This window comes from Citrobacter sp. Marseille-Q6884 (assembly GCF_945906775.1).
Classification (GTDB): Bacteria; Pseudomonadota; Gammaproteobacteria; order Enterobacterales; family Enterobacteriaceae; genus Citrobacter.
In genome coordinates, this window is record NZ_CAMDRE010000002.1 from 1,257,468 (window position 1) to 1,276,503 (window position 19,036).

Consider the following 19,036-nt stretch of genomic DNA (forward strand, 5'->3'; position numbering starts at 1 on the left):
TTTTACCGCTTCTGGATGGTAACAACCGTATGCGACAGCAACCACATCGTCTTGAACTCTTAAGCCCGGCCCGCGATACCGCGATTGCGCGCGAAGCCATTTTGCACGGCGCAGATGCCGTTTACATTGGCGGACCCGGTTTTGGTGCGCGTCATAATGCCAGTAACAGTCTGAAAGATATCGCTGAACTGGTGCCTTTTGCCCATCGCTATGGGGCGAAAATCTTTGTGACGCTGAATACGATTTTGCACGATGATGAGCTGGAACCTGCGCAAACGTTAATTACCGATCTGTACCAGACGGGCGTAGATGCCCTGATCGTGCAGGATATGGGGATTCTGGAACTGGATATCCCGCCCATTGAACTGCATGCCAGTACCCAGTGCGATATTCGTAGCGTTGAGAAAGCAAAGTTTCTTTCTGACGTCGGATTCACCCAGATCGTCCTTGCGCGTGAGCTGAACCTTGAGCAGATTAGCGCCATTCATCAGGCCACCGATGCGACGATCGAGTTTTTTATTCACGGTGCGCTGTGCGTGGCCTATTCAGGCCAGTGTTATATCTCCCATGCGCAAACCGGACGTAGCGCGAACCGTGGCGACTGCTCTCAGGCTTGCCGTCTGCCCTATACCCTGAAAGACGATCAGGGGCGCGTGGTATCTTATGAAAAACACCTGCTGTCGATGAAAGATAACGATCAGACCGCCAATCTGGGCGCCCTGATCGATGCGGGTGTACGCTCCTTCAAAATCGAAGGTCGCTACAAAGATATGAGCTATGTGAAAAACATCACTGCACATTATCGCCAGATGCTGGACGCGATTATTGAAGAGCGCGGTGACCTGACCCGGGCGTCTGCCGGGCGCACTGAGCATTTCTTTACCCCATCGACCGAGAAAACGTTCCACCGTGGCAGCACGGATTATTTTGTGAACGCCCGTAAAGGCGATATCGGCGCATTCGACTCACCGAAATTTATCGGCCTGCCAGTCGGTGAAGTGCTGAAAGTGGCAAAAGATCACCTCGACGTTGAAGTGACAGAGCCGCTGGCAAACGGTGACGGTCTGAACGTGTTGATCAAACGTGATGTGGTTGGATTTCGCGCCAACACGGTCGAAAAAACAGGGCAAAATCGTTATCGGGTCTGGCCGAATGAAATGCCTGCCGATCTGCACAAAGTGCGTCCACACCATCCGCTGAACCGTAACCTTGATCACAACTGGCAGCAGGCGTTAACCAAAACCTCCAGCGAACGCCGCGTGGCTGTCGATATTGAGCTGGGCGGGTGGCAGGAGCAGTTGATCCTGACGCTGACCAGTGAAGAGGGCATCAGTATCACGCATACGCTGGACGGTCAGTTCGAGGAAGCGAACAACGCGGAAAAAGCGTTGAGCAATCTGCAGGATGGTCTGGCAAAACTTGGCCAGACGCTCTATTACGCCCGTGATATTCAGGTGAATCTGCCGGGAGCGCTGTTTGTGCCGAACGGTCAGCTTAATCAGTTGCGACGTGAAGCCATCGAGATGCTGGATGCTGCGCGTTTGTCCGGTTACCAGCGTGGCAGCCGTAAACCGGTATCGCAACCGGCGCCGGTTTACCCGCAAACGCACCTGAGTTTCCTGGCGAACGTCTATAACCATAAAGCACGCGAGTTTTACCACCGCTACGGCGTTCAGCTTATTGATGCCGCCTATGAAGCGCATGAAGAAAAGGGCGATGTGCCGGTGATGATCACCAAACATTGCCTGCGCTTTGCTTTTAATCTGTGTCCAAAACAGGCCAAAGGGAACATCAAAAGCTGGAAAGCCACGCCAATGCAACTGGTGAACGGTGATGAAGTCCTGACGCTGAAATTTGATTGCCGACCGTGCGAAATGCACGTTATCGGCAAAATGAAGAATCACATACTCAAAATGCCATTACCCGGCAGTGTCGTGGCTTCCGTCAGTCCCGAGGAACTGCTGAAAACGCTACCGAAGCGTAAAGGTTAAGCGTTAACCCAAATGCGTATCGGGTTTGCGTGATTTTTGCCAGTGATGGTGTTCGCGGAGATCGGCGGCGGATTCTTCCGCCGTCACGCGCAACTCATCACTGTCAGCCGTGTGTCGTAATAAATGATCGGCATCCTGTACCTGAAGATATTCATGTCCCTGATTAGTAGCGAAAAGTTGACCTGAAAAAAGCGCGCAGGCCAGCAATAACACCGTTAACCCTTTCTTAAACATCATGCACCCTCTGGTACGTTGTAGACAGAATGGCGATAATTTCGCCAGGTGACTATTCAATATTTTAATCGGGTTAATGGCAATCTCTGTTTTGCCAATTCGATGTTTTTTACATTTTTGTTTAATCAACGTTAGGATTTGTTATAACCGGGAAGCGTAACGCGACCCGGTTGGTATCAGGGTGATATTCAGGATTTAAATCCGGCTGCAGTCATCAGCACGCGAAAAAACATACCGACGGCGGCCAGGGCGAGTACGCTGCCGCCCCAGAGGATCACCAGCCACATCAGACGTTTCCAGATTGATTGTTGCATCAATGATACCCCTCACCATGTTGAACTTTGCCGCGGAAGACGTAATAGCTCCAGAAGGTGTACACCAGGATTATCGGGATGATCAGCAGTGCCCCCACCAACATAAAACCCTGACTTTGCGCGGGTGCCGCAGCCTGCCAGATAGTGATAGAGGGCGGAATAATATGTGGCCAGATGCTGATCCCCAATCCGCTGAATCCCAGGAAAATCAGCCCCAGCGTCAATACAAAAGACGAGGCATGACTGTGTTGCTGACCCAGCGTACGCCATAGCCACAGGCTTATCAGCGCAACCAATACCGGAACCGGCATCAGGAACCACAGATTCGGCAAGCTAAACCAGCGTTGTGCAATCGCGCTGTGTGCCAGGGGAGTCCAGAGGCTGATAATGGCAATTACGACCAGCAGCGCCAGCAGTAATTTTTTGGCGACGCAGCGCATTTTATCCTGCAACGGATTTTCGCTTTTCATCACCAGCCATGTCGCGCCCAGTAACGCATAGGCCACCACCAGTCCGACACCGCAGAACAACGTAAACGGCGTCAGCCAGTCGAACGGGCCACCACTATAGCTACGACCCGTTACGGCGAAACCATTAAGAACCGCACCCACCACAACGCCCTGGGTAAAGGTCGCCAGAATGGAGCCGCCCAAAAAGGCTTTATCCCAGAAAGGGCGGTGAGCGGGAGTCGCCTTAAAACGAAACTCGAAGGCCACGCCGCGAAAGATAAGCCCAATCAGCATCAGGGTGAGTGGAATGGTCAGGGCATCCACAATGACCGCATAAGCAAGGGGAAACGCGCCAAATAAGCCTGCGCCGCCGAGCACCAGCCAGGTTTCATTTCCGTCCCAGACGGGGGCGACGCTGTTAACCATGACATCGCGATCGTCTGCATCCTGAACAGCGGGAAATAAAATACCGATCCCGAGGTCAAAACCATCCATCACGATATACATCAGCGTGGCGAACACGATGATAACAAACCAGATAACTGATAAATCGATGCCCATTAGCGGTGTGCCTCATGTTGAGAGTCGAGGACCGCAGCAGAAAGCGGTCGCGCAGGTGTGCCCGTTGGCGGAATCGTCGGATCGTCTTCCTGAGGGCCTTTACGGATCAGGCGGATCATATAGCTGTAGCCCACGCCAAAAACTGAACTGTAAACCACAAAGAAAGCCAGCAGGCTGATGCTCATATGCAGATCGCCATGCGCGGAAACCGCATCAGCCGTACGTTGCAGACCGTACACCACCCACGGCTGCCGACCGACTTCAGTTGTTACCCAACCCGCCAGAATGGCAATCAGGCCTGAAGGTCCCATCCACAGCGCGAAGCGCAGGAACGGACGCGAGGTGTAGAGCCGTTCCCGGTAGCGTAACCACAGTGCCAGTGCGCCCAACAGGATCATCAGCATGCCGAGTCCTGCCATGATGCGAAACGACCAGAACACCATGGTGGAGTTGGGGCGATCTTCCTTTGGAAACTCTTTTAACGCCGGAACCTGTTTATCCAGACTGTGCGTCAGGATCAGGCTTCCCAGTGCCGGGATGGCCAGCCCATAACGGGTGCGTTCCTGTTCCATATCCGGCCAGCCGAACAGAAGCAGCGGGGTCGGTTCTCCGGGAGGGTTTTCCCAGTGGCCTTCAATGGCGGCAATTTTGGCTGGCTGATGCTTTAGCGTGTTCAAACCGTGCATATCACCAATCAACGCCTGCAGCGGAGCGACGATTAACGTCATCCATAGCGCCATTGAAAACATGGCTTTGATTGCTGGTGTTTTGTTACCGCGTAATAAATGCCACGCAGCCGACGCACCAACAAAAAGAGCGCTACTCAGAAAAGCGGCAACGGACATATGCAGCAGACGATAAGGAAATGACGGGTTGAAAATGACCGCAAACCAGTCCACGGGAACCACCTGACCGTTCACGATTTCGTAGCCCTGCGGCGTCTGCATCCAGCTGTTCGAGGCCAGTATCCAGAACGTGGAGATTATCGTCCCCAACGCGACCATACAGGTGGCGAAGAAGTGCAGTCCTGGACCAACCCGGTTCCAGCCAAACAGCATCACCCCAAGAAACCCCGCTTCCAGGAAGAACGCCGTTAACACTTCATAGGTCAGGAGTGGCCCGGTGATGCTTCCTGCAAACTCGGAGAAACCACTCCAGTTGGTCCCGAACTGGTAGGCCATGACGAGACCTGATACCACACCCATACCAAAGTTAACGGCAAAGATTTTGGACCAGAAATGGTATAGCGAACGCCAGGTCGGATTTTTAGTTTTCAGCCAAAGACCTTCGAGAACCGCCAGATAGCTGGCGAGGCCGATAGTAATGGCTGGAAAGATAATGTGAAAGGATACCGTAAACGCGAACTGGATCCTCGCCAGGTGAAACGCGTCAAGACCGAACATGCTTAACTCCGCAGGCAAAATTGATTTAGCGCAATTCTAAGCCTGGGGAGCATGAGGGGGCAGAAACAGAACAGTTCTTTTTAACCATAACAGTTGTATCAATAGTGTCAGTTAACAGACCTGATATGGGATCTGGAATGCGCATTCCGATCCGGACACATCATCCTCCCCATGGCATCGATTTTTCGCTATGAATAACAAAACAACGGAATAGTAAACACAAATGTTTACTTTGTATGTATCATAGTCAATAGGGAGGCGCAGTGAAGCAAAGTGAGTTCAGACGCTGGCTTGAATCTCAGGGCGTTGAAGTAACGCAGGGTGCAAATCACTTGAAGCTGAGATATCAGGGAAAGCGAAGCGTTATGCCCAGACATCCTGGTGATGAAATAAAAGAAGCCTTGCGAAAAGCCATTCTTAAGCAGCTTGGTTTGTATTAAACATCACTGTTATAAGGCTAATTACATGAGAGATTTTACAGAAATTATGCGCTATCCCGTCAATCTCACCCCTGCGGAAGAAGGTGGCTTCGTGGTTTCGTTTCCTGATGTCCCTGAAGCATTAACTCAGGGCAACACCCGTCATGAAGCGCTGCAGGCCGCACAGGAGGCACTGGTCACTGCATTTGAATTTTACTTCGATGACAATGAACCCATCCCGTTGCCTTCGGCGGTTGATCCCGCTGATGACTATGTCGAAATTCCTCTTAGCGTTGCGTCCAGGGTTCTTCTGTTAAACGCCTTCCTCGAATCAAATATCACGCAGCAGGAACTGGCGAGCAGAATCGGTAGGCCAAAGCAGGAAATCACGCGTTTATTCGATTTAAAGCATGCAACGAAAATTGATGCTGTTCAGGTAGCGGCACGGGCGTTAGGGAAAGTACTCTCGTTGACTATGTTGTAAAGCTGTTAACTATAACAGTTATCAAAAATGTATGATTTATGTAAACTGATATACACAGTGGCTATCGCCTACATCGGTTATCAGGACAAAAAATGAAGAAATACCAGCGACTGGCAGAGCAAATTCGCGATCAAATTGCGTCTGGCGTGTGGCAGCCGGGCGATCGCTTGCCTTCATTGCGTGAGCAGGTGGCAAGCAGCGGGATGAGTTTTATGACCGTCGGGCACGCCTACCAGTTGCTGGAAAGCCAGGGGCGGATCATCGCCCGGCCGCAATCCGGCTACTACGTCGCCGCGCGGCCTGAACGAGAGGCGTCAATACTGCCGCAGGTGCAGGTCATGCGTGATGAAGCCGTGGATATCAATACCTACATTTTTGATATGTTGCAGGCCAGTCGCGATGCATCTGTCATGCCATTTGCCTCCGCATTTCCCGACCCACGCTTATTTCCACTTCAGCAACTTAACCGCTCACTGGCACAAGTGAGTAAAACAGCCACAGCGATGAGCGTGATCGAAAACCTGCCGCCGGGTAATGCCGAACTGCGCCATGCTATCGCCCGACGCTATGCTCAGCAGGGGATCACGGTCTCACCTGATGAAATAGTGATTACGGCAGGTGCGCTCGAAGCCCTTAACCTGAGTCTGCAGGCGGTAACCGAACCCGGTGACTGGGTGATTGTCGAAAACCCCTGTTTTTACGGCGCGTTGCAGGCGCTTGAACGGCTGCGACTGAAGGCGCTCTCGGTGGCCACTGATGTGAAGGAAGGGATTGATCTGCTCGCGCTGGAGCAGGTGTTGCAGGAGTATCCGGTAAAAGCCTGCTGGTTGATGACCAACAGTCAAAATCCGCTGGGTTTTACGCTCAGCGCACAGAAAAAAGAGCATCTGGTTGCCTTGCTGGAAAAGTATAACGTGATGCTGATTGAAGATGATGTCTACAGTGAGCTGTATTTTGGCCGGGAAAAACCGTTGCCGGCAAAAGCCTGGGATCGTGGCGACAGGGTGTTGCACTGTTCTTCTTTCTCGAAATGCCTGGTGCCAGGATTTCGTATTGGCTGGGTTGCCGCGGGTCAGCATGCCCGGCGTATTCAGCGACTTCAACTGATGAGTACCTTATCAACCAGCTCTCCGATGCAGCTTGCGCTGGTCGATTACCTGTCAACCCGGCGTTATGACGCACATTTACGCCGGTTGCGACGCCAACTGGCTGAACGTAAACAGCAGGCCTGGCAAACGCTGCTTCGTCATATTCCGGCAGAAGTCAAAATTCACCATAACGACAGCGGCTACTTTTTGTGGCTGGAACTGCCGGAGCCGCTTGATGCGGGTGAACTCAGCGCCCAGGCGTTGGCACACCACATCAGCATTGCGCCGGGCAAAATGTTCTCTACGTCGGGTAGCTGGACACGTTTCTTTCGCTTCAATACCGCCTGGAACTGGGGAGAGCGCGAGGAACAGGCCGTGAAACAACTTGGGAAATTAATTCGCGAGATGATGAAATAAAACTGAACGCGCTATTCAATATAAAAGAATAGCGCGTTCTTATTTTTGAAATAACATTTGCTTAGCCTCAGTATTATTTATCGTGGGCGCAACCATACAAAATATCAATAGTTGTTATTATTGCCACCGCCACGTCTAACCCCTTGTCTATACTCCAGAAGATTTAATCACCTCGCCATCATCAATGGCGTAATGAGCGTTAGCTCACAACCTGATTAAATTTCCTTGCGCCAGCAGGAACGCTTTCAACACCCCGACTATTTTTAGGAAAGGACATATATTTACGGCAGGGCTGCCGCTCAATATTTTTCGACAGGAGTAAGACGTTATGAGCAAGCAATTTGCCCTCACCAGCCTGTGCGCACTCAGTATGACGCTGATGACCGCCCACGCAGCCGAACCCCCCACATCATTAGATAAGCCGGAAGGCCGCCTGGATATTATTGCCTGGCCGGGTTATATCGAACGTGGACAAACCGATAAACAATATGACTGGGTCTCGGAATTTGAGAAGGAAACCGGTTGTGCGGTCAATGTGAAAACGGCGGCGACATCAGACGAAATGGTCAGTCTGATGGCAAAAGGGGGATATGACCTGGTGACGGCTTCAGGTGATGCGTCACTGCGCCTGATCATGGGAAAACGTGTCCAGCCTATTAATACCGCGCTAATCCCGAACTGGAAAACGATCGATCCGCGCGTGGTAAAAGGCGAATGGTTTAATGTCGGCGGCAAGGTCTACGGCACGCCGTATCAGTGGGGACCTAACCTGCTGATGTACAACACCAAAACATTCCCGACACCGCCAGATAGCTGGAAAGTGGTGTTTGTTGAGCAAACGCTTGAAGATGGCAAAAGCAATAAAGGGCGTGTCCAGGCATACGATGGTCCAATTTATATCGCGGATGCCGCGTTATTTGTCAAAGCCACCCAGCCACAACTGGGGATTACCGACCCGTATCAGCTCACCGAAAAACAGTATCAGGCGGTGATTAAAGTCCTGAGCGATCAGCACGCACTGATCCACCGCTACTGGCACGACACCACCGTGCAAATGAGCGATTTCAAAAACGAAGGTGTTGTCGCATCCAGCGCCTGGCCATATCAGGCTAACGCCCTGAAAGGCGAAGGTCAGCCTATTGCCACTGTTTTTCCAAAAGAAGGTGTTACTGGCTGGGCTGATACCACCATGCTGCACAGCGAAGCGAAACACCCGGTCTGCGCTTATAAATGGATGAACTGGTCATTAACCCCGAAAGTTCAGGGCGATGTTGCCGCCTGGTTTGGTTCTCTGCCGGTTGTGCCGGAAGGTTGCAAAGCCAGCCCACTGTTGGGTGAGAAAGGCTGTGAAACCAATGGTTATAGCTATTTCGACAAGATTGCCTTCTGGAAAACGCCTATCGCCGAAGGTGGAAAATTTGTTCCTTATAGTCGCTGGACGCAGGATTACATAGCCATTATGGGCGGTCGCTAATTCCGCTGGGGGTTTTATGACGTACGCAGTGGAGTTTCATAATGTCTCGCGCCTGTACGGGGATGTTCGTGCGGTCGATGGCGTGAGTATTGCGATAAATGATGGTGAGTTTTTCTCTATGCTGGGGCCATCCGGCTCCGGCAAAACCACTTGTCTGCGCCTGATTGCGGGTTTTGAACAGCTTTCAGGCGGCGCGATTTCGATTTTTGGTAAACAGGCCAGTGAACTGCCGCCCTGGGAGCGTGATGTCAATACGGTCTTCCAGGATTACGCGTTGTTCCCGCATATGTCGATTCTTGACAATGTCGCCTACGGGTTAATGGTTAAGGGGATCGATAAAAAACAACGCCACGCTAAGGCGCGTGAAGCGCTGGATAAAGTGGCGCTTGGCTTCGTGCATGAACGCAAGCCGTCGCAGCTTTCGGGTGGACAGCGTCAGCGCGTAGCGATTGCCCGAGCGCTGGTCAATGAGCCGCGCGTGTTGCTGCTGGATGAGCCGCTTGGCGCACTGGATCTCAAGTTACGTGAGCAAATGCAGCTTGAGCTGAAAAAATTACAACAGTCGCTTGGTATCACTTTTATCTTTGTCACGCACGATCAGGGTGAAGCGCTGTCGATGTCCGATCGTGTGGCGGTGTTCAACAACGGCCGCATTGAGCAGGTGGATTCTCCCCGTGAACTTTATATGCGACCGCGCACGCCGTTCGTGGCAAGTTTTGTCGGCACATCAAACGTCTTCGATACCGCGATGTCCGCGAATGTCTGCGGATTGCAGGGGATGTTCTCTCTGCGCCCGGAGCACATTCGTTTAAATGATGCGGGCGGGGACGTTCAGGCGCCGGGCGTTATCCAGGCGGTGCAGTATCAGGGGGCAGCGACGCGGTTTGAACTCAAACTTGCTGGCGGTGAAAAATTACTTGTCAGCCAGGCGAACCTGACGGGAGACATGCTGCCGTCAACGCTGTCGCCAGGTCAGCAGGTGATGGCATCGTGGTCGCGTGACGTTATGGTACCGCTGGTTGAGGAGAGGTGAATGGCTATGAACGTCTTACATTCGCCACCGCAGCCGACAAACCTGAACCGAATTTCGGGGTTTTTCTGGCGTAATCCAGGGCTGGGGCTGTTTTTGCTGCTGCTCGGACCGCTGATGTGGTTTGGCATCGTCTACTTTGGCTCATTATTGACGCTATTGTGGCAAGGTTTTTATACCTTTGACGATTTCACCATGTCAGTGACGCCAGATCTGACGCTGGCGAATCTGCAGGCGCTGTTTAATCCGGCCAATTACGACATCATTTTGCGAACGCTGACGATGGCAGTGGCGGTGACTATCGCCAGCGCCATTCTGGCGTTTCCGATGGCGTGGTATATGGCGCGGTATACCAGCGGCAAAATGAAGGCCTTTTTTTACATCGCCGTCATGCTGCCGATGTGGGCAAGTTATATCGTCAAAGCCTATGCCTGGACGTTACTCCTGGCAAAAGACGGCGTGGCGCAGTGGTTTTTGACCCATCTCGGGCTGGAACCATTACTGACAGCCTTCCTGACGTTGCCTGCGGTCGGCGGGAATACGCTCTCGACTTCAGGATTAGGGCGCTTTCTGGTCTTTGTCTACATCTGGCTTCCCTTCATGATTTTACCGGTACAGGCTGCGCTGGAACGGTTACCGCCGTCACTTCTGCAGGCATCGGCGGATTTGGGTGCGCGTCCACGCCAGACCTTCCGCTACGTGGTGCTACCGCTGGCGATCCCGGGCATTGCGGCAGGTTCGATCTTTACCTTCTCGCTGACCCTAGGCGACTTTATCGTGCCTCAACTGGTGGGACCGCCGGGGTATTTCATCGGCAACATGGTTTATTCGCAACAAGGGGCTATCGGCAATATGCCAATGGCGGCGGCATTCACTCTGGTGCCGATTGTGTTAATCGCACTGTATCTGGCGTTCGTGAAGCGTCTGGGAGCTTTCGATGCACTCTGAACGCGCGCCCTGGTTACTCAAACTTGCCGCATGGGGCGGGGTTATTTTCCTGCACTTTCCCATCCTCATCATCGGCACCTATGCTTTTAATACAGAGGAGGCTGCGTTTAGTTTTCCCCCACAGGGGTTAACGCTACGTTGGTTCAGTGTCGCCGCACAGCGCAGCGATATCCTTGAAGCAGTGACGTTGTCACTTAAGATCGCCGCGTTATCGACGGCTATCGCACTGGTTCTGGGTACGCTGGCGGCAGCGGCACTGTGGCGTCGGGACTTTTTTGGCAAGAGTGCAATATCGCTGTTGCTGCTGTTGCCTATTGCGCTGCCGGGCATTATCACCGGTCTGGCGCTCCTGAGCGCCTTTAAAACCATCAATCTGGAGCCGGGATTTCTCACGATCGTGGTGGGGCATGCGACGTTTTGCGTGGTGGTGGTGTTTAACAACGTCGTCGCCCGTTTTCGCCGCACCTCATGGAGTCTGGTCGAAGCATCCATGGATCTTGGCGCCAATGGCTGGCAAACCTTCCGTTATGTCGTACTGCCGAATTTGGCGTCGGCATTGTTGGCGGGAGGCATGCTGGCGTTTGCTTTGTCGTTTGATGAAATCATCGTGACAACGTTCACCGCCGGACATGAAAGAACACTTCCTTTGTGGCTACTCAATCAACTGGGGCGGCCGCGTGATGTGCCTGTTACCAACGTGGTGGCATTGCTGGTCATGCTGGTGACAACACTGCCAATTTTAGGGGCCTGGTGGCTAACGCGTGAAGGCGAAACTCTCGCCGGAGACGGTAAATAAACGACGATATGGGAAAAATGCTATGCAACATCAATTACTGATTAACGGCGAACTGGTCAGCGGTGAAGGTGAAAAGCAGCCAGTTTATAACCCAGCCACAGGTGAAATCATCCTGGAGATTGCCGAGGCATCCGCCATGCAGGTCGATGCTGCCGTTCGCGCTGCGGATACGGCATTTACCGCATGGGGGCAAACCACGCCAAAAGTACGTTCGGAGCTGCTGCTGAAACTGGCGGACACCATTGCAAACAATGCTCAAACATTCGCGGAACTGGAGTCGCTCAACTGCGGCAAGCCATTGCACTGTGTGCTCAATGATGAGATCCCGGCCATCGTGGATGTTTTCCGCTTCTTTGCCGGTGCGGCGCGGACTTTACAAGGGTCGGCCGCCGGGGAATATCTGGAAGGGCATACCTCCATGATCCGCCGTGATCCGCTGGGGGTTGTGGCGTCAATTGCGCCGTGGAACTATCCGCTGATGATGGCGGCATGGAAACTGGCGCCCGCACTGGCGGCAGGCAACTGCGTGGTGATTAAACCGTCAGAAATTACCCCGCTGACGGCGCTTAAACTGGCTGAATACGCGAAAGACATTTTCCCGGCAGGCGTCATTAACGTCCTGTTTGGCCGGGGCACGACGGTGGGCGATCCGCTGACCGGTCATGAAAAGGTGCGTATGGTTTCGCTGACGGGCTCAATTGTGACGGGTGAGCACATTATCCAGCATACCGCGCCAACGATTAAGCGCACGCACATGGAATTGGGCGGCAAAGCACCTGTCATTATTTTTGATGATGCCGATCTGGATGCCGTCGTGAATGGTGTTCGGACGTTTGGTTACTACAACGCCGGGCAAGACTGTACTGCGGCCTGTCGAATCTACGCTCAGCGTGGCATTTATGACGCGCTGGTCGAAAAACTGGGTGCGGCGGTCTCCAGTCTGAAAATAGGTTCACCGAATGATGAATCGACAGAGCTGGGGCCGCTAAGCTCAAAAGCACACCTTGATCGCGTGGCAAAAGCCGTCGATGAGGCCAAAGCGCTCGGGCATATCAAAGTGATCACCGGCGGTAAAATAGTGGACGGCTCTGGCTATTACTTTGCGCCGACGCTGCTGGCAGGTGCGAAGCAGGACGATGCCATTGTGCAGCGGGAAGTGTTCGGCCCGGTGGTCAGCGTCACCGTCTTTGACGATGAAGATCAGGTGCTGCAGTGGGCAAATGACTCGAAGTACGGCCTGGCGTCCTCTGTCTGGACACGAGATGTTGGTCGAGCGCATCGCCTTAGCGCCCGTCTGCAATATGGCTGTACCTGGGTCAACACCCATTTCACATTGGTGAGCGAAATGCCGCACGGGGGGCAAAAGCTCTCTGGATATGGTAAGGATATGTCCGTGTACGGTCTGGAGGATTACACGGTTATTCGCCATGTGATGATTAAACACGAGTAACACGTTTAACCGCGAAGAGCCACAGGGGCACGGATAGCTAAATACTGGCGTACCTGTGCCTATACTATTCGCGCCACTGGCCTCGTCGCCATCGGACGGCGGAAAGTTGGAATTATCCGCGAGGTCAGGCTAAATCGCACATCATGACGCCCCGGTAATAACGTACCTGTTACCGGGGCGTCATTTTTTTAGGTCAACGCAACCTGGCTCAGGCATAAAAAACACCCATAAAGGTTAGGGGGATTACGCACTAAGGATAATTTACCGGGCTTTGGCAGGGTGGGAAAATAACAAACTAAAGGCAGAGAGAACGTCATCTCTCTGCCAACAGACGCTGCAATTAATCGACAAGAATCACATCAAGCAAACCAGCCGAACCTTGCGGATATCAGGCTGAAAAGTCCTACAGCAGCAAAGATATTAATTAGCACCACAGTTTTGCTGGAAACATTCATTTTTGCCACCTTTCGTTTTAACCCCTATGGGTATAGTACGGCTTAAAACGATCCGCAATAGTACAAAATCTGAACATTGCGTGGATAGGTTGTTTTTCAGGCGTTTTTCGAAACAAAATGAATAAAACTTGATGTGAGTCATAAAAAAGAGCATATTGCGCGCGATTTCTTCCTTTGGCCTGGATGCCCCCGAATGTCTGTTTACCAAAAAATGCTGATTTTTTATGCGGTAATGGCCGCACTTGCAGCCATCACAACCTGGTTTCTCTCGCAAGATAAAAAACGTATTCGCTTTCTGAGTGCGGTATTAGTCGGGGCGACATGGCCGATGAGTTTTCCTGTCGCGCTCCTGTTTTCCCTCTTTTGAGGGATATATACCGTTTCACGCCGTTAGCAAGGCAAACAACCGTTTTTTATCTGCCCCGGTCACATCCTGCGGATGTTGATAACCAGTGTTCTCATTAGCACGGGTGTAGAGGGCAACCAGCCAGTCGTAAACGTAGCGGCTTGCGCCATGTGAAGGCTGCTCCTCCAGTTTTGTTAGTCGAAGCATAGGCTGTTGCACGGGAGCACTGAAAATTGCTGCCCCTTTGTTGACCCTGCTGGCCGGCCGTTTTTCCTCTGCCACGCTGGCGTAGCCAAGCCAGGTGATAAAATCCCCGATAGCGGCGTGAAGCTGCGCTCCGCAGACGTTCTCGCGTTGCAGGATATGCTGTAGCTGCTGAGATAGCTCAAGCCGGTAGCTGGTGGTGACCAGTATGTCGGCGACCTGTCTGAGCGTGCGGGGCTCAAGGCCTAACCGGCGGGCATTATTCTCATTACGACACCACTGGCGCACGTGATTGATCCACATTTTATGTGCCAGATACCCGGTTTCTTTATTTTCCAGCGCGGGCGAGGCGTCCTGCATGTCGGCAAACAAGTCGATCTCTTCATTAAAAAGTCCGCTGACCTGTTCCTCTCGGGGCTTTTGAATGCGCAGCAATGACTCAAAGCGGCACATCGGAGGAAGCAGTCCGTCCAGCAGGTCGCCATGTTTCGCCGCCTGAGCCTGTAACTGGCGGATCACGGATTCGCATGATCCGGGTTCGCCGTCGCGGGCATCCAGCCAGGTATTCAGCGTTTCACGAATGCGTTGCTGGTGTTGCTCGCGAAGCGAGGTGAACCGGGCATGGCGCTGCTGCACAGAGGTTGCCTGAGATAACCATTCGATAAGACGCTGAACACTGTGTTTATCCAGTGCCTGCAGCGTGCCCCAGTGCAGTCCCGGTTTACCCATTAATTGCTGCACGGCTTCATCCAGATTTTGCCGGGTGCTAAAACGTGCATCCTGCGGCGTGATCGCCCAGACCACGCCGGGCAGCGCGGCATCATGCAGAGGTTGGGTGTCGTTAACCCAGCCCAGTAAAGTCCGGGTGATTATCGGGGTCTGTGAGCGGGTGGCGACGGCATTGCATATCACCAATACATCAGGTTGCAGATGCTGACGGTAATGTTCCAGCATCCAGCCTAATTTGGCTTGCCATAGCGGATTGGGATGCGTATCCGGCGCGAGGGGAATATCCAGAAGATCGGCGTTGCCAGACGCGCTGTCTTCCACCGTCAGTACCAGCTCACGCGTAAGCAGCGCCAGGGTATCCAGCGAGATACTGACCGCGTTGAGTAACTGGTGGTCAGCAATGGGGTGAACCACCACATCGCTTTGCGCTTCGCTCGCAGTTGAGGCGCCCTGAGTCAGGAAACTTTCGGCGGGCAAGCCAAAATGGTCAACCAGCAGACTCAGCGGTGCAGCAATCTCCTTTGCGTGACCGGTTTGTTGCAACGTATGCGCCAGTGCCAGCCATTGTTGCGTCAGTTCCGGTTGTTCTCCCCACAGCAGCGCCCAGACATTCGCCCGGGTGGTCAGATCCAGCGCAGGAAGCAGCAGGGCAAACTGATGCCATAACGCATCGTCAATTTGCTGCTGAGAAGAGGGGACGCAGGTGCGCCAGAAATGGGCGATTGTCGCCACATCCTGTGCAGTGATCCCCTGAACCGGGTGACGCTGGCGCAGCGTTTGCCATTTGTCTAACCGCGCCTCAATAATCGACTTCTCGACCTGGCGGTTGTCCGGTAACGCGCAGAACTGCGCGATAAACAGTTGTACCAGTTCGGCCTCACTCAGCAGCCGCAGACGCAGCGGCCACTCGGAATCCATCGCGGTTTCATTGCGCGTAAAGCGGATCGCCATATTGCCAGGCGCATGACCCGGATTAATGTGGGTAAAATAATCAAAGCTGCGATCCGGGGTCGTGATATTCAGTTTGCCGTTGGCATTGCTGCACAACGCGGATAACAGATGCGCTTTTGCCGGTTGCGAGTGCCCGTAAAGTCCCACGCAACCTTGTGCGGTAAAGGCCGCATTCAGCGCGGTTTCATTCATTGCCGCCAGCGTCAGTTGCGCCAACAGAGAATCGGCCTCATCATCAAGACGCGCCGTACGCTCGCGTGTATCCATCACCCATTCGATGGCAGCTTGTGCGGTGTTTAACATCTTGCTCATTTCAGGTACACGCTCCCGCTATCAATCCAGTAATGGCTACCGCTATGGCGACGATCCGCCAGCGTATTCAGTTTTAATGTTAAGGCATCGGCGGCAACCGGCGTGCCGTCCTGCAGCCAGGCATCACTCAGTACGAAGTATTCAGGACCACTCTCTTTGGTCCCGCCGCGTAATTGCAATCGAACATTTAACACACCATCGCCGGCAATGGTTTTCGCCAGTTCAGCCGAGTTAATACTCAGCGTATACAGCGGCGTGGCGGGCCAGCGACTGTTCGCCAGTTGACGAAAACCGAGCGTTACATTGCCCCGCAGCGGGAAGTGCAGACGGGTATCCAGCCTGGCGCCTGGCTTGTCCAGATCAATGTCGTGATACCAGATGTTCTCATCGCGCAGGGTGTTGACCGTATTATCCAGTACACCAAGATAACGCACGGTGGAGTACGCGCCGATATCGGCGGCTTTGAAGTTAAAGCGCGGCAGGCGTAAGTCCAGCGCCAGGCTGCACAGCATTGCGCCGACGGCGGCGGTGGACTTCGGATTGCCGATCCGGCCTTGTTGGCTGAACGGATACCACTCATGTACGCGGTAGCTGTCCATCCAGATCATGCGGTTAACCGGAACGGGCTGCAGATGGCGGATCAGCGCCTGTACACCAGGTAAGCAGGCGGGTCTGCCGGTCACCAGCAAAATGTCGCAGCGATAGTGTGAAATGGCTTCGCAAACAGCGTGCAGAGGGGCGGTAAGGGTAAATTGTCCCCCCAGTAATGCCTCTTGTAACTGTCTGAACTGTACCTGTAACGGCACGCTCAGTACGTCAAAGGCGGGGGAACCCGGCGGCAGCGCATGATCGATGGCCTGCTGGATATAGTTCATCACGTTGCGCGTTGGACGCTGGGAAAGCAACTCGCCAAAGGTGGCATGCAGCCCGGCAACAGGATCGTTGATATCACTTTGTTCCCATGCAGAAAGCACCGCATGACCCAGCGGCATGAACAGCTGCAACGACGTTTGCTGACGCAAAATGGCCTGGGTATCGATGCGCCCGGAATCGCCAAACAGTGTGGCCATCAGCGCCGCAGCGTCGGTGACGCCCGCCTGCTGTAAACGGGTTTGCATAGCCGGTAATACGCAGCGCTGAATCACGTCCAGCAGCATATCATCGCCAGCGACCTTGAATCCTTCACGAAACAGCAGGTGCGGGGTGATTTTGACATTCGCGCCGACGCCATCATCAAGCGAATAATGGACGACGGCCATATCTGTTGTACCGCCGCCAATATCAATAGAGGCAACGCGCAGAGCGCGACCTTTCACTTCTCCAGGCTCCGGCAGACGATCCGGTCGGGCGAGGGCATAAAAAAACGATTCGGTGTGCCCGTCGTAGTGGGAAATCGCTTCGTTATACAGCCATACCAGTTGTCCGCAGCTGGCTTCATCCCATTCCATCTGGATCTCAGGGACGGGAACCACGCTTTTTTCCTGCTGTTTTCGGGTGGTGAAGTCTTCATCCTGGGGATGCCAGCCCATCGCTTTCCATACCAGCGCAATGGCTTCAAACATGCGCAGACGGAAGATCTCGCGCTCCTGTTTTGGCATGGCGGAAGGCAGCGTCAGGATCAGGGTGCGCAGTTGACGAGGCGAGGCAGGGAACCCCAGACGCAGGCGTGTCGCGACGCTGTTAATTTGCCCCAACGCCTGCGCCAGAATTTCGCACAGCATATGGGTCATCAGCGTGCTGCGACTGTACTGAGGAGAGAACACGGGCAGTCGATCGTCCTGTGGCAGGCTGAACAGCGGCTGTCCGTCGTCGTTCATCAGATTCATCAGCGGAAAGGCGGTGGCAAGCGGTTCGCGCTGGGTTTTGCTATTCATCTGGCTAAAACGCCAGTCGTGTAAAACCGGTGTTTCATCCCACAGGTAGCGGCGCGGGCTGGAGATCCCACTGCTGCCTTCGGTCCCCATCCGCTGCATCGCCAGTTTCCGGGCTTCATCGCCGACGCGTACAATCGACGGCCAGATAAACGCGTCATCGCGACCACTCTCAACGGAAAAGTGCTGCTTGCCGAACCGCGCTTCAGAAAACTCCAGACGACTGGTGAACAGGGGATCGTTAAGAAATTGAGGCTCACTTAACGAACGCACCTGAAGTTCAGCCGTCTGACGCAGCCCGTCATTGGCATCCCCATGATCCTCAATCAGTACGCCGCAGGTATGAGTATTGCCAATATCTAAAATCAGATCTACGGGAATCGCCGGGGTACTCAGCGTGTGCGTCACCAGTTTGACTTCCGGGACGGAAAGCTGCTCGCCCAGCAGCGCCAGCACATTCAGCCAGTGCGCCTGGTACTCAAAGTTTCGCAGCGCGAGCTGGATCTCCTGCTCTGAACGGTTCTCTTTTTGCGTGACATGCTGCAGGAAGGATTCACGCAGCCAGCCGTCAATCCAGGTCTGGTCGAGGAAGTCGGCGATTTCGTTATCCTGCCAGGCCAGCGCAAATCGCGTTCCGTTAAGCAGGTCATTTTCAGTTGGGGTCAACGCCGCAGGGGCATGCGCGGTCAGCTGACTGTCCAGCGCCACGGTGACCCGGTGCGTGTTGCCTGCGCTGTCCGGTTGCGTCAGTTTTCGCACCTGCACGCGCGCCCAGTTATCCGGGCCTTCAACAAACGTGCGGGGCGGGTTAAAGCGCAGGAAAGGCAGCGGTAACCAGGCGCCGTCGAGCACATCCAGCGAATAATGTAACGCCTGCGTGCTCTCCGGCTTCACCACTTCGGGTTGTCCACCGCTCGTGCCTCGCAGGGTATAACGACCCGTGATCAGGTCGAAATCCAGTCTCAGTAGTGGGCCGTTTGCGGTTTTGCGCACGAAACGACCGTGATGTGCGGATTCCTGTGGCGTCAGCCCAAAATCCAGAAACTGTACGCCGCTATTGGCGATGAGCGTGACGCTCTGTTTGTAATCACACAGATTGACCAACATAAA

17 protein-coding genes are annotated in these 19,036 nt (G+C 53.7%); 10 read left to right on the forward strand and 7 right to left on the reverse strand.

The features are described 5' to 3' along the window. Window positions 1-29: 29 nt before the first annotated feature. Window positions 30-1,991 carry a 23S rRNA 5-hydroxycytidine C2501 synthase gene (gene rlhA / locus N7268_RS21245; protein WP_260864357.1) on the forward strand — a complete coding sequence of 654 codons (1,962 nt, stop codon included), beginning with the start codon at window positions 30-32 and terminating at the stop codon, window positions 1,989-1,991. A 3-nt stretch (window positions 1,992-1,994) separates the two neighbouring features. On the opposite strand, the gene N7268_RS21250 is transcribed toward rlhA, so the two are convergent. The 4 genes from N7268_RS21250 to N7268_RS21265 form a co-directional block, all read right to left on the reverse strand. After that, window positions 1,995-2,225, reverse strand: a complete 231-nt coding sequence (locus N7268_RS21250; RefSeq protein WP_260864706.1) for a YncJ family protein — start codon at window positions 2,223-2,225, stop codon at window positions 1,995-1,997. Window positions 2,226-2,413: 188 nt separating this feature from the next. Next, entirely contained in the window at window positions 2,414-2,539 is a 126-nt protein-coding gene (locus tag N7268_RS21255) for a DUF2474 domain-containing protein (protein ID WP_135321885.1), read from the reverse strand. Continuing rightward, window positions 2,539-3,549: a cytochrome d ubiquinol oxidase subunit II gene (gene cydB / locus N7268_RS21260; protein ID WP_260864358.1), complete on the reverse strand. Its 1,011-nt coding sequence runs from the start codon at window positions 3,547-3,549 to the stop codon at window positions 2,539-2,541. Before cydB ends, N7268_RS21255 begins: the two co-directional genes overlap by 1 nt. Then, a complete protein-coding gene (locus N7268_RS21265; protein ID WP_260864359.1) occupies window positions 3,549-4,952 on the reverse strand; it encodes a cytochrome ubiquinol oxidase subunit I in 1,404 nt (467 codons plus the stop codon). The genes cydB and N7268_RS21265 overlap by 1 nt, the downstream gene beginning before the upstream one ends. 263 nt (window positions 4,953-5,215) lie before the next feature. Here N7268_RS21265 and N7268_RS21270 point away from each other — a divergent pair, with 263 nt between their 5' ends. The 8 genes from N7268_RS21270 to patD all read left to right on the forward strand — a co-directional run bounded on the left by N7268_RS21270 (window position 5,216) and on the right by patD (window position 13,058). Further along, complete coding sequence (locus N7268_RS21270) at window positions 5,216-5,392, forward strand: type II toxin-antitoxin system HicA family toxin (RefSeq protein ID WP_260864360.1); 177 nt, start codon at window positions 5,216-5,218, stop codon at window positions 5,390-5,392. A gap of 46 nt (window positions 5,393-5,438) precedes the next feature. Next, window positions 5,439-5,855 (forward strand): type II toxin-antitoxin system HicB family antitoxin, encoded by a 417-nt coding sequence (locus tag N7268_RS21275; RefSeq protein WP_260864707.1) that lies wholly within the window; start codon window positions 5,439-5,441, stop codon window positions 5,853-5,855. Between the two features lie 92 nt (window positions 5,856-5,947). After that, on the forward strand, window positions 5,948-7,360 hold the full coding sequence (locus tag N7268_RS21280) for a PLP-dependent aminotransferase family protein (RefSeq protein WP_260864361.1): 1,413 nt from the start codon (window positions 5,948-5,950) through the stop codon (window positions 7,358-7,360). A gap of 328 nt (window positions 7,361-7,688) precedes the next feature. Further along, window positions 7,689-8,834, forward strand: coding sequence for a putative ABC transporter substrate-binding protein YdcS (gene ydcS / locus N7268_RS21285; protein ID WP_260864362.1), 1,146 nt, complete (start codon window positions 7,689-7,691; stop codon window positions 8,832-8,834). A gap of 16 nt (window positions 8,835-8,850) precedes the next feature. Then, window positions 8,851-9,867: an ABC transporter ATP-binding protein gene (locus tag N7268_RS21290; protein ID WP_260864363.1), complete on the forward strand. Its 1,017-nt coding sequence runs from the start codon at window positions 8,851-8,853 to the stop codon at window positions 9,865-9,867. Then, complete coding sequence (locus tag N7268_RS21295) at window positions 9,868-10,812, forward strand: ABC transporter permease (RefSeq protein ID WP_198904149.1); 945 nt, start codon at window positions 9,868-9,870, stop codon at window positions 10,810-10,812. Further along, window positions 10,802-11,608, forward strand: a complete 807-nt coding sequence (locus N7268_RS21300) for an ABC transporter permease (protein WP_260864364.1) — start codon at window positions 10,802-10,804, stop codon at window positions 11,606-11,608. Before N7268_RS21295 ends, N7268_RS21300 begins: the two co-directional genes overlap by 11 nt. 22 nt (window positions 11,609-11,630) lie before the next feature. Next, window positions 11,631-13,058 carry an aminobutyraldehyde dehydrogenase gene (gene patD, locus N7268_RS21305; RefSeq protein ID WP_260864365.1) on the forward strand — a complete coding sequence of 476 codons (1,428 nt, stop codon included), beginning with the start codon at window positions 11,631-11,633 and terminating at the stop codon, window positions 13,056-13,058. A gap of 359 nt (window positions 13,059-13,417) precedes the next feature. On the opposite strand, the gene yncL is transcribed toward patD, so the two are convergent. Continuing rightward, a complete protein-coding gene (yncL, locus tag N7268_RS21310) occupies window positions 13,418-13,513 on the reverse strand; it encodes a stress response membrane protein YncL (protein WP_071524268.1) in 96 nt (31 codons plus the stop codon). 193 nt (window positions 13,514-13,706) lie between these two features. Here yncL and N7268_RS21315 point away from each other — a divergent pair, with 193 nt between their 5' ends. Next, on the forward strand, window positions 13,707-13,880 hold the full coding sequence (locus N7268_RS21315) for a GhoT/OrtT family toxin (protein WP_198904153.1): 174 nt from the start codon (window positions 13,707-13,709) through the stop codon (window positions 13,878-13,880). 15 nt (window positions 13,881-13,895) lie between these two features. Here the strand turns inward: N7268_RS21315 and N7268_RS21320 are convergent, their stop codons facing one another. Then, the gene (locus N7268_RS21320; RefSeq protein ID WP_260864366.1) at window positions 13,896-16,055 is read right to left on the reverse strand and encodes a virulence factor SrfC family protein; all 2,160 of its coding nucleotides are present in this window, start codon (window positions 16,053-16,055) and stop codon (window positions 13,896-13,898) included. After that, window positions 16,052-19,033: a virulence factor SrfB gene (locus N7268_RS21325; RefSeq protein WP_260864367.1), complete on the reverse strand. Its 2,982-nt coding sequence runs from the start codon at window positions 19,031-19,033 to the stop codon at window positions 16,052-16,054. Before N7268_RS21325 ends, N7268_RS21320 begins: the two co-directional genes overlap by 4 nt. Window positions 19,034-19,036 lie beyond the last annotated feature (3 nt).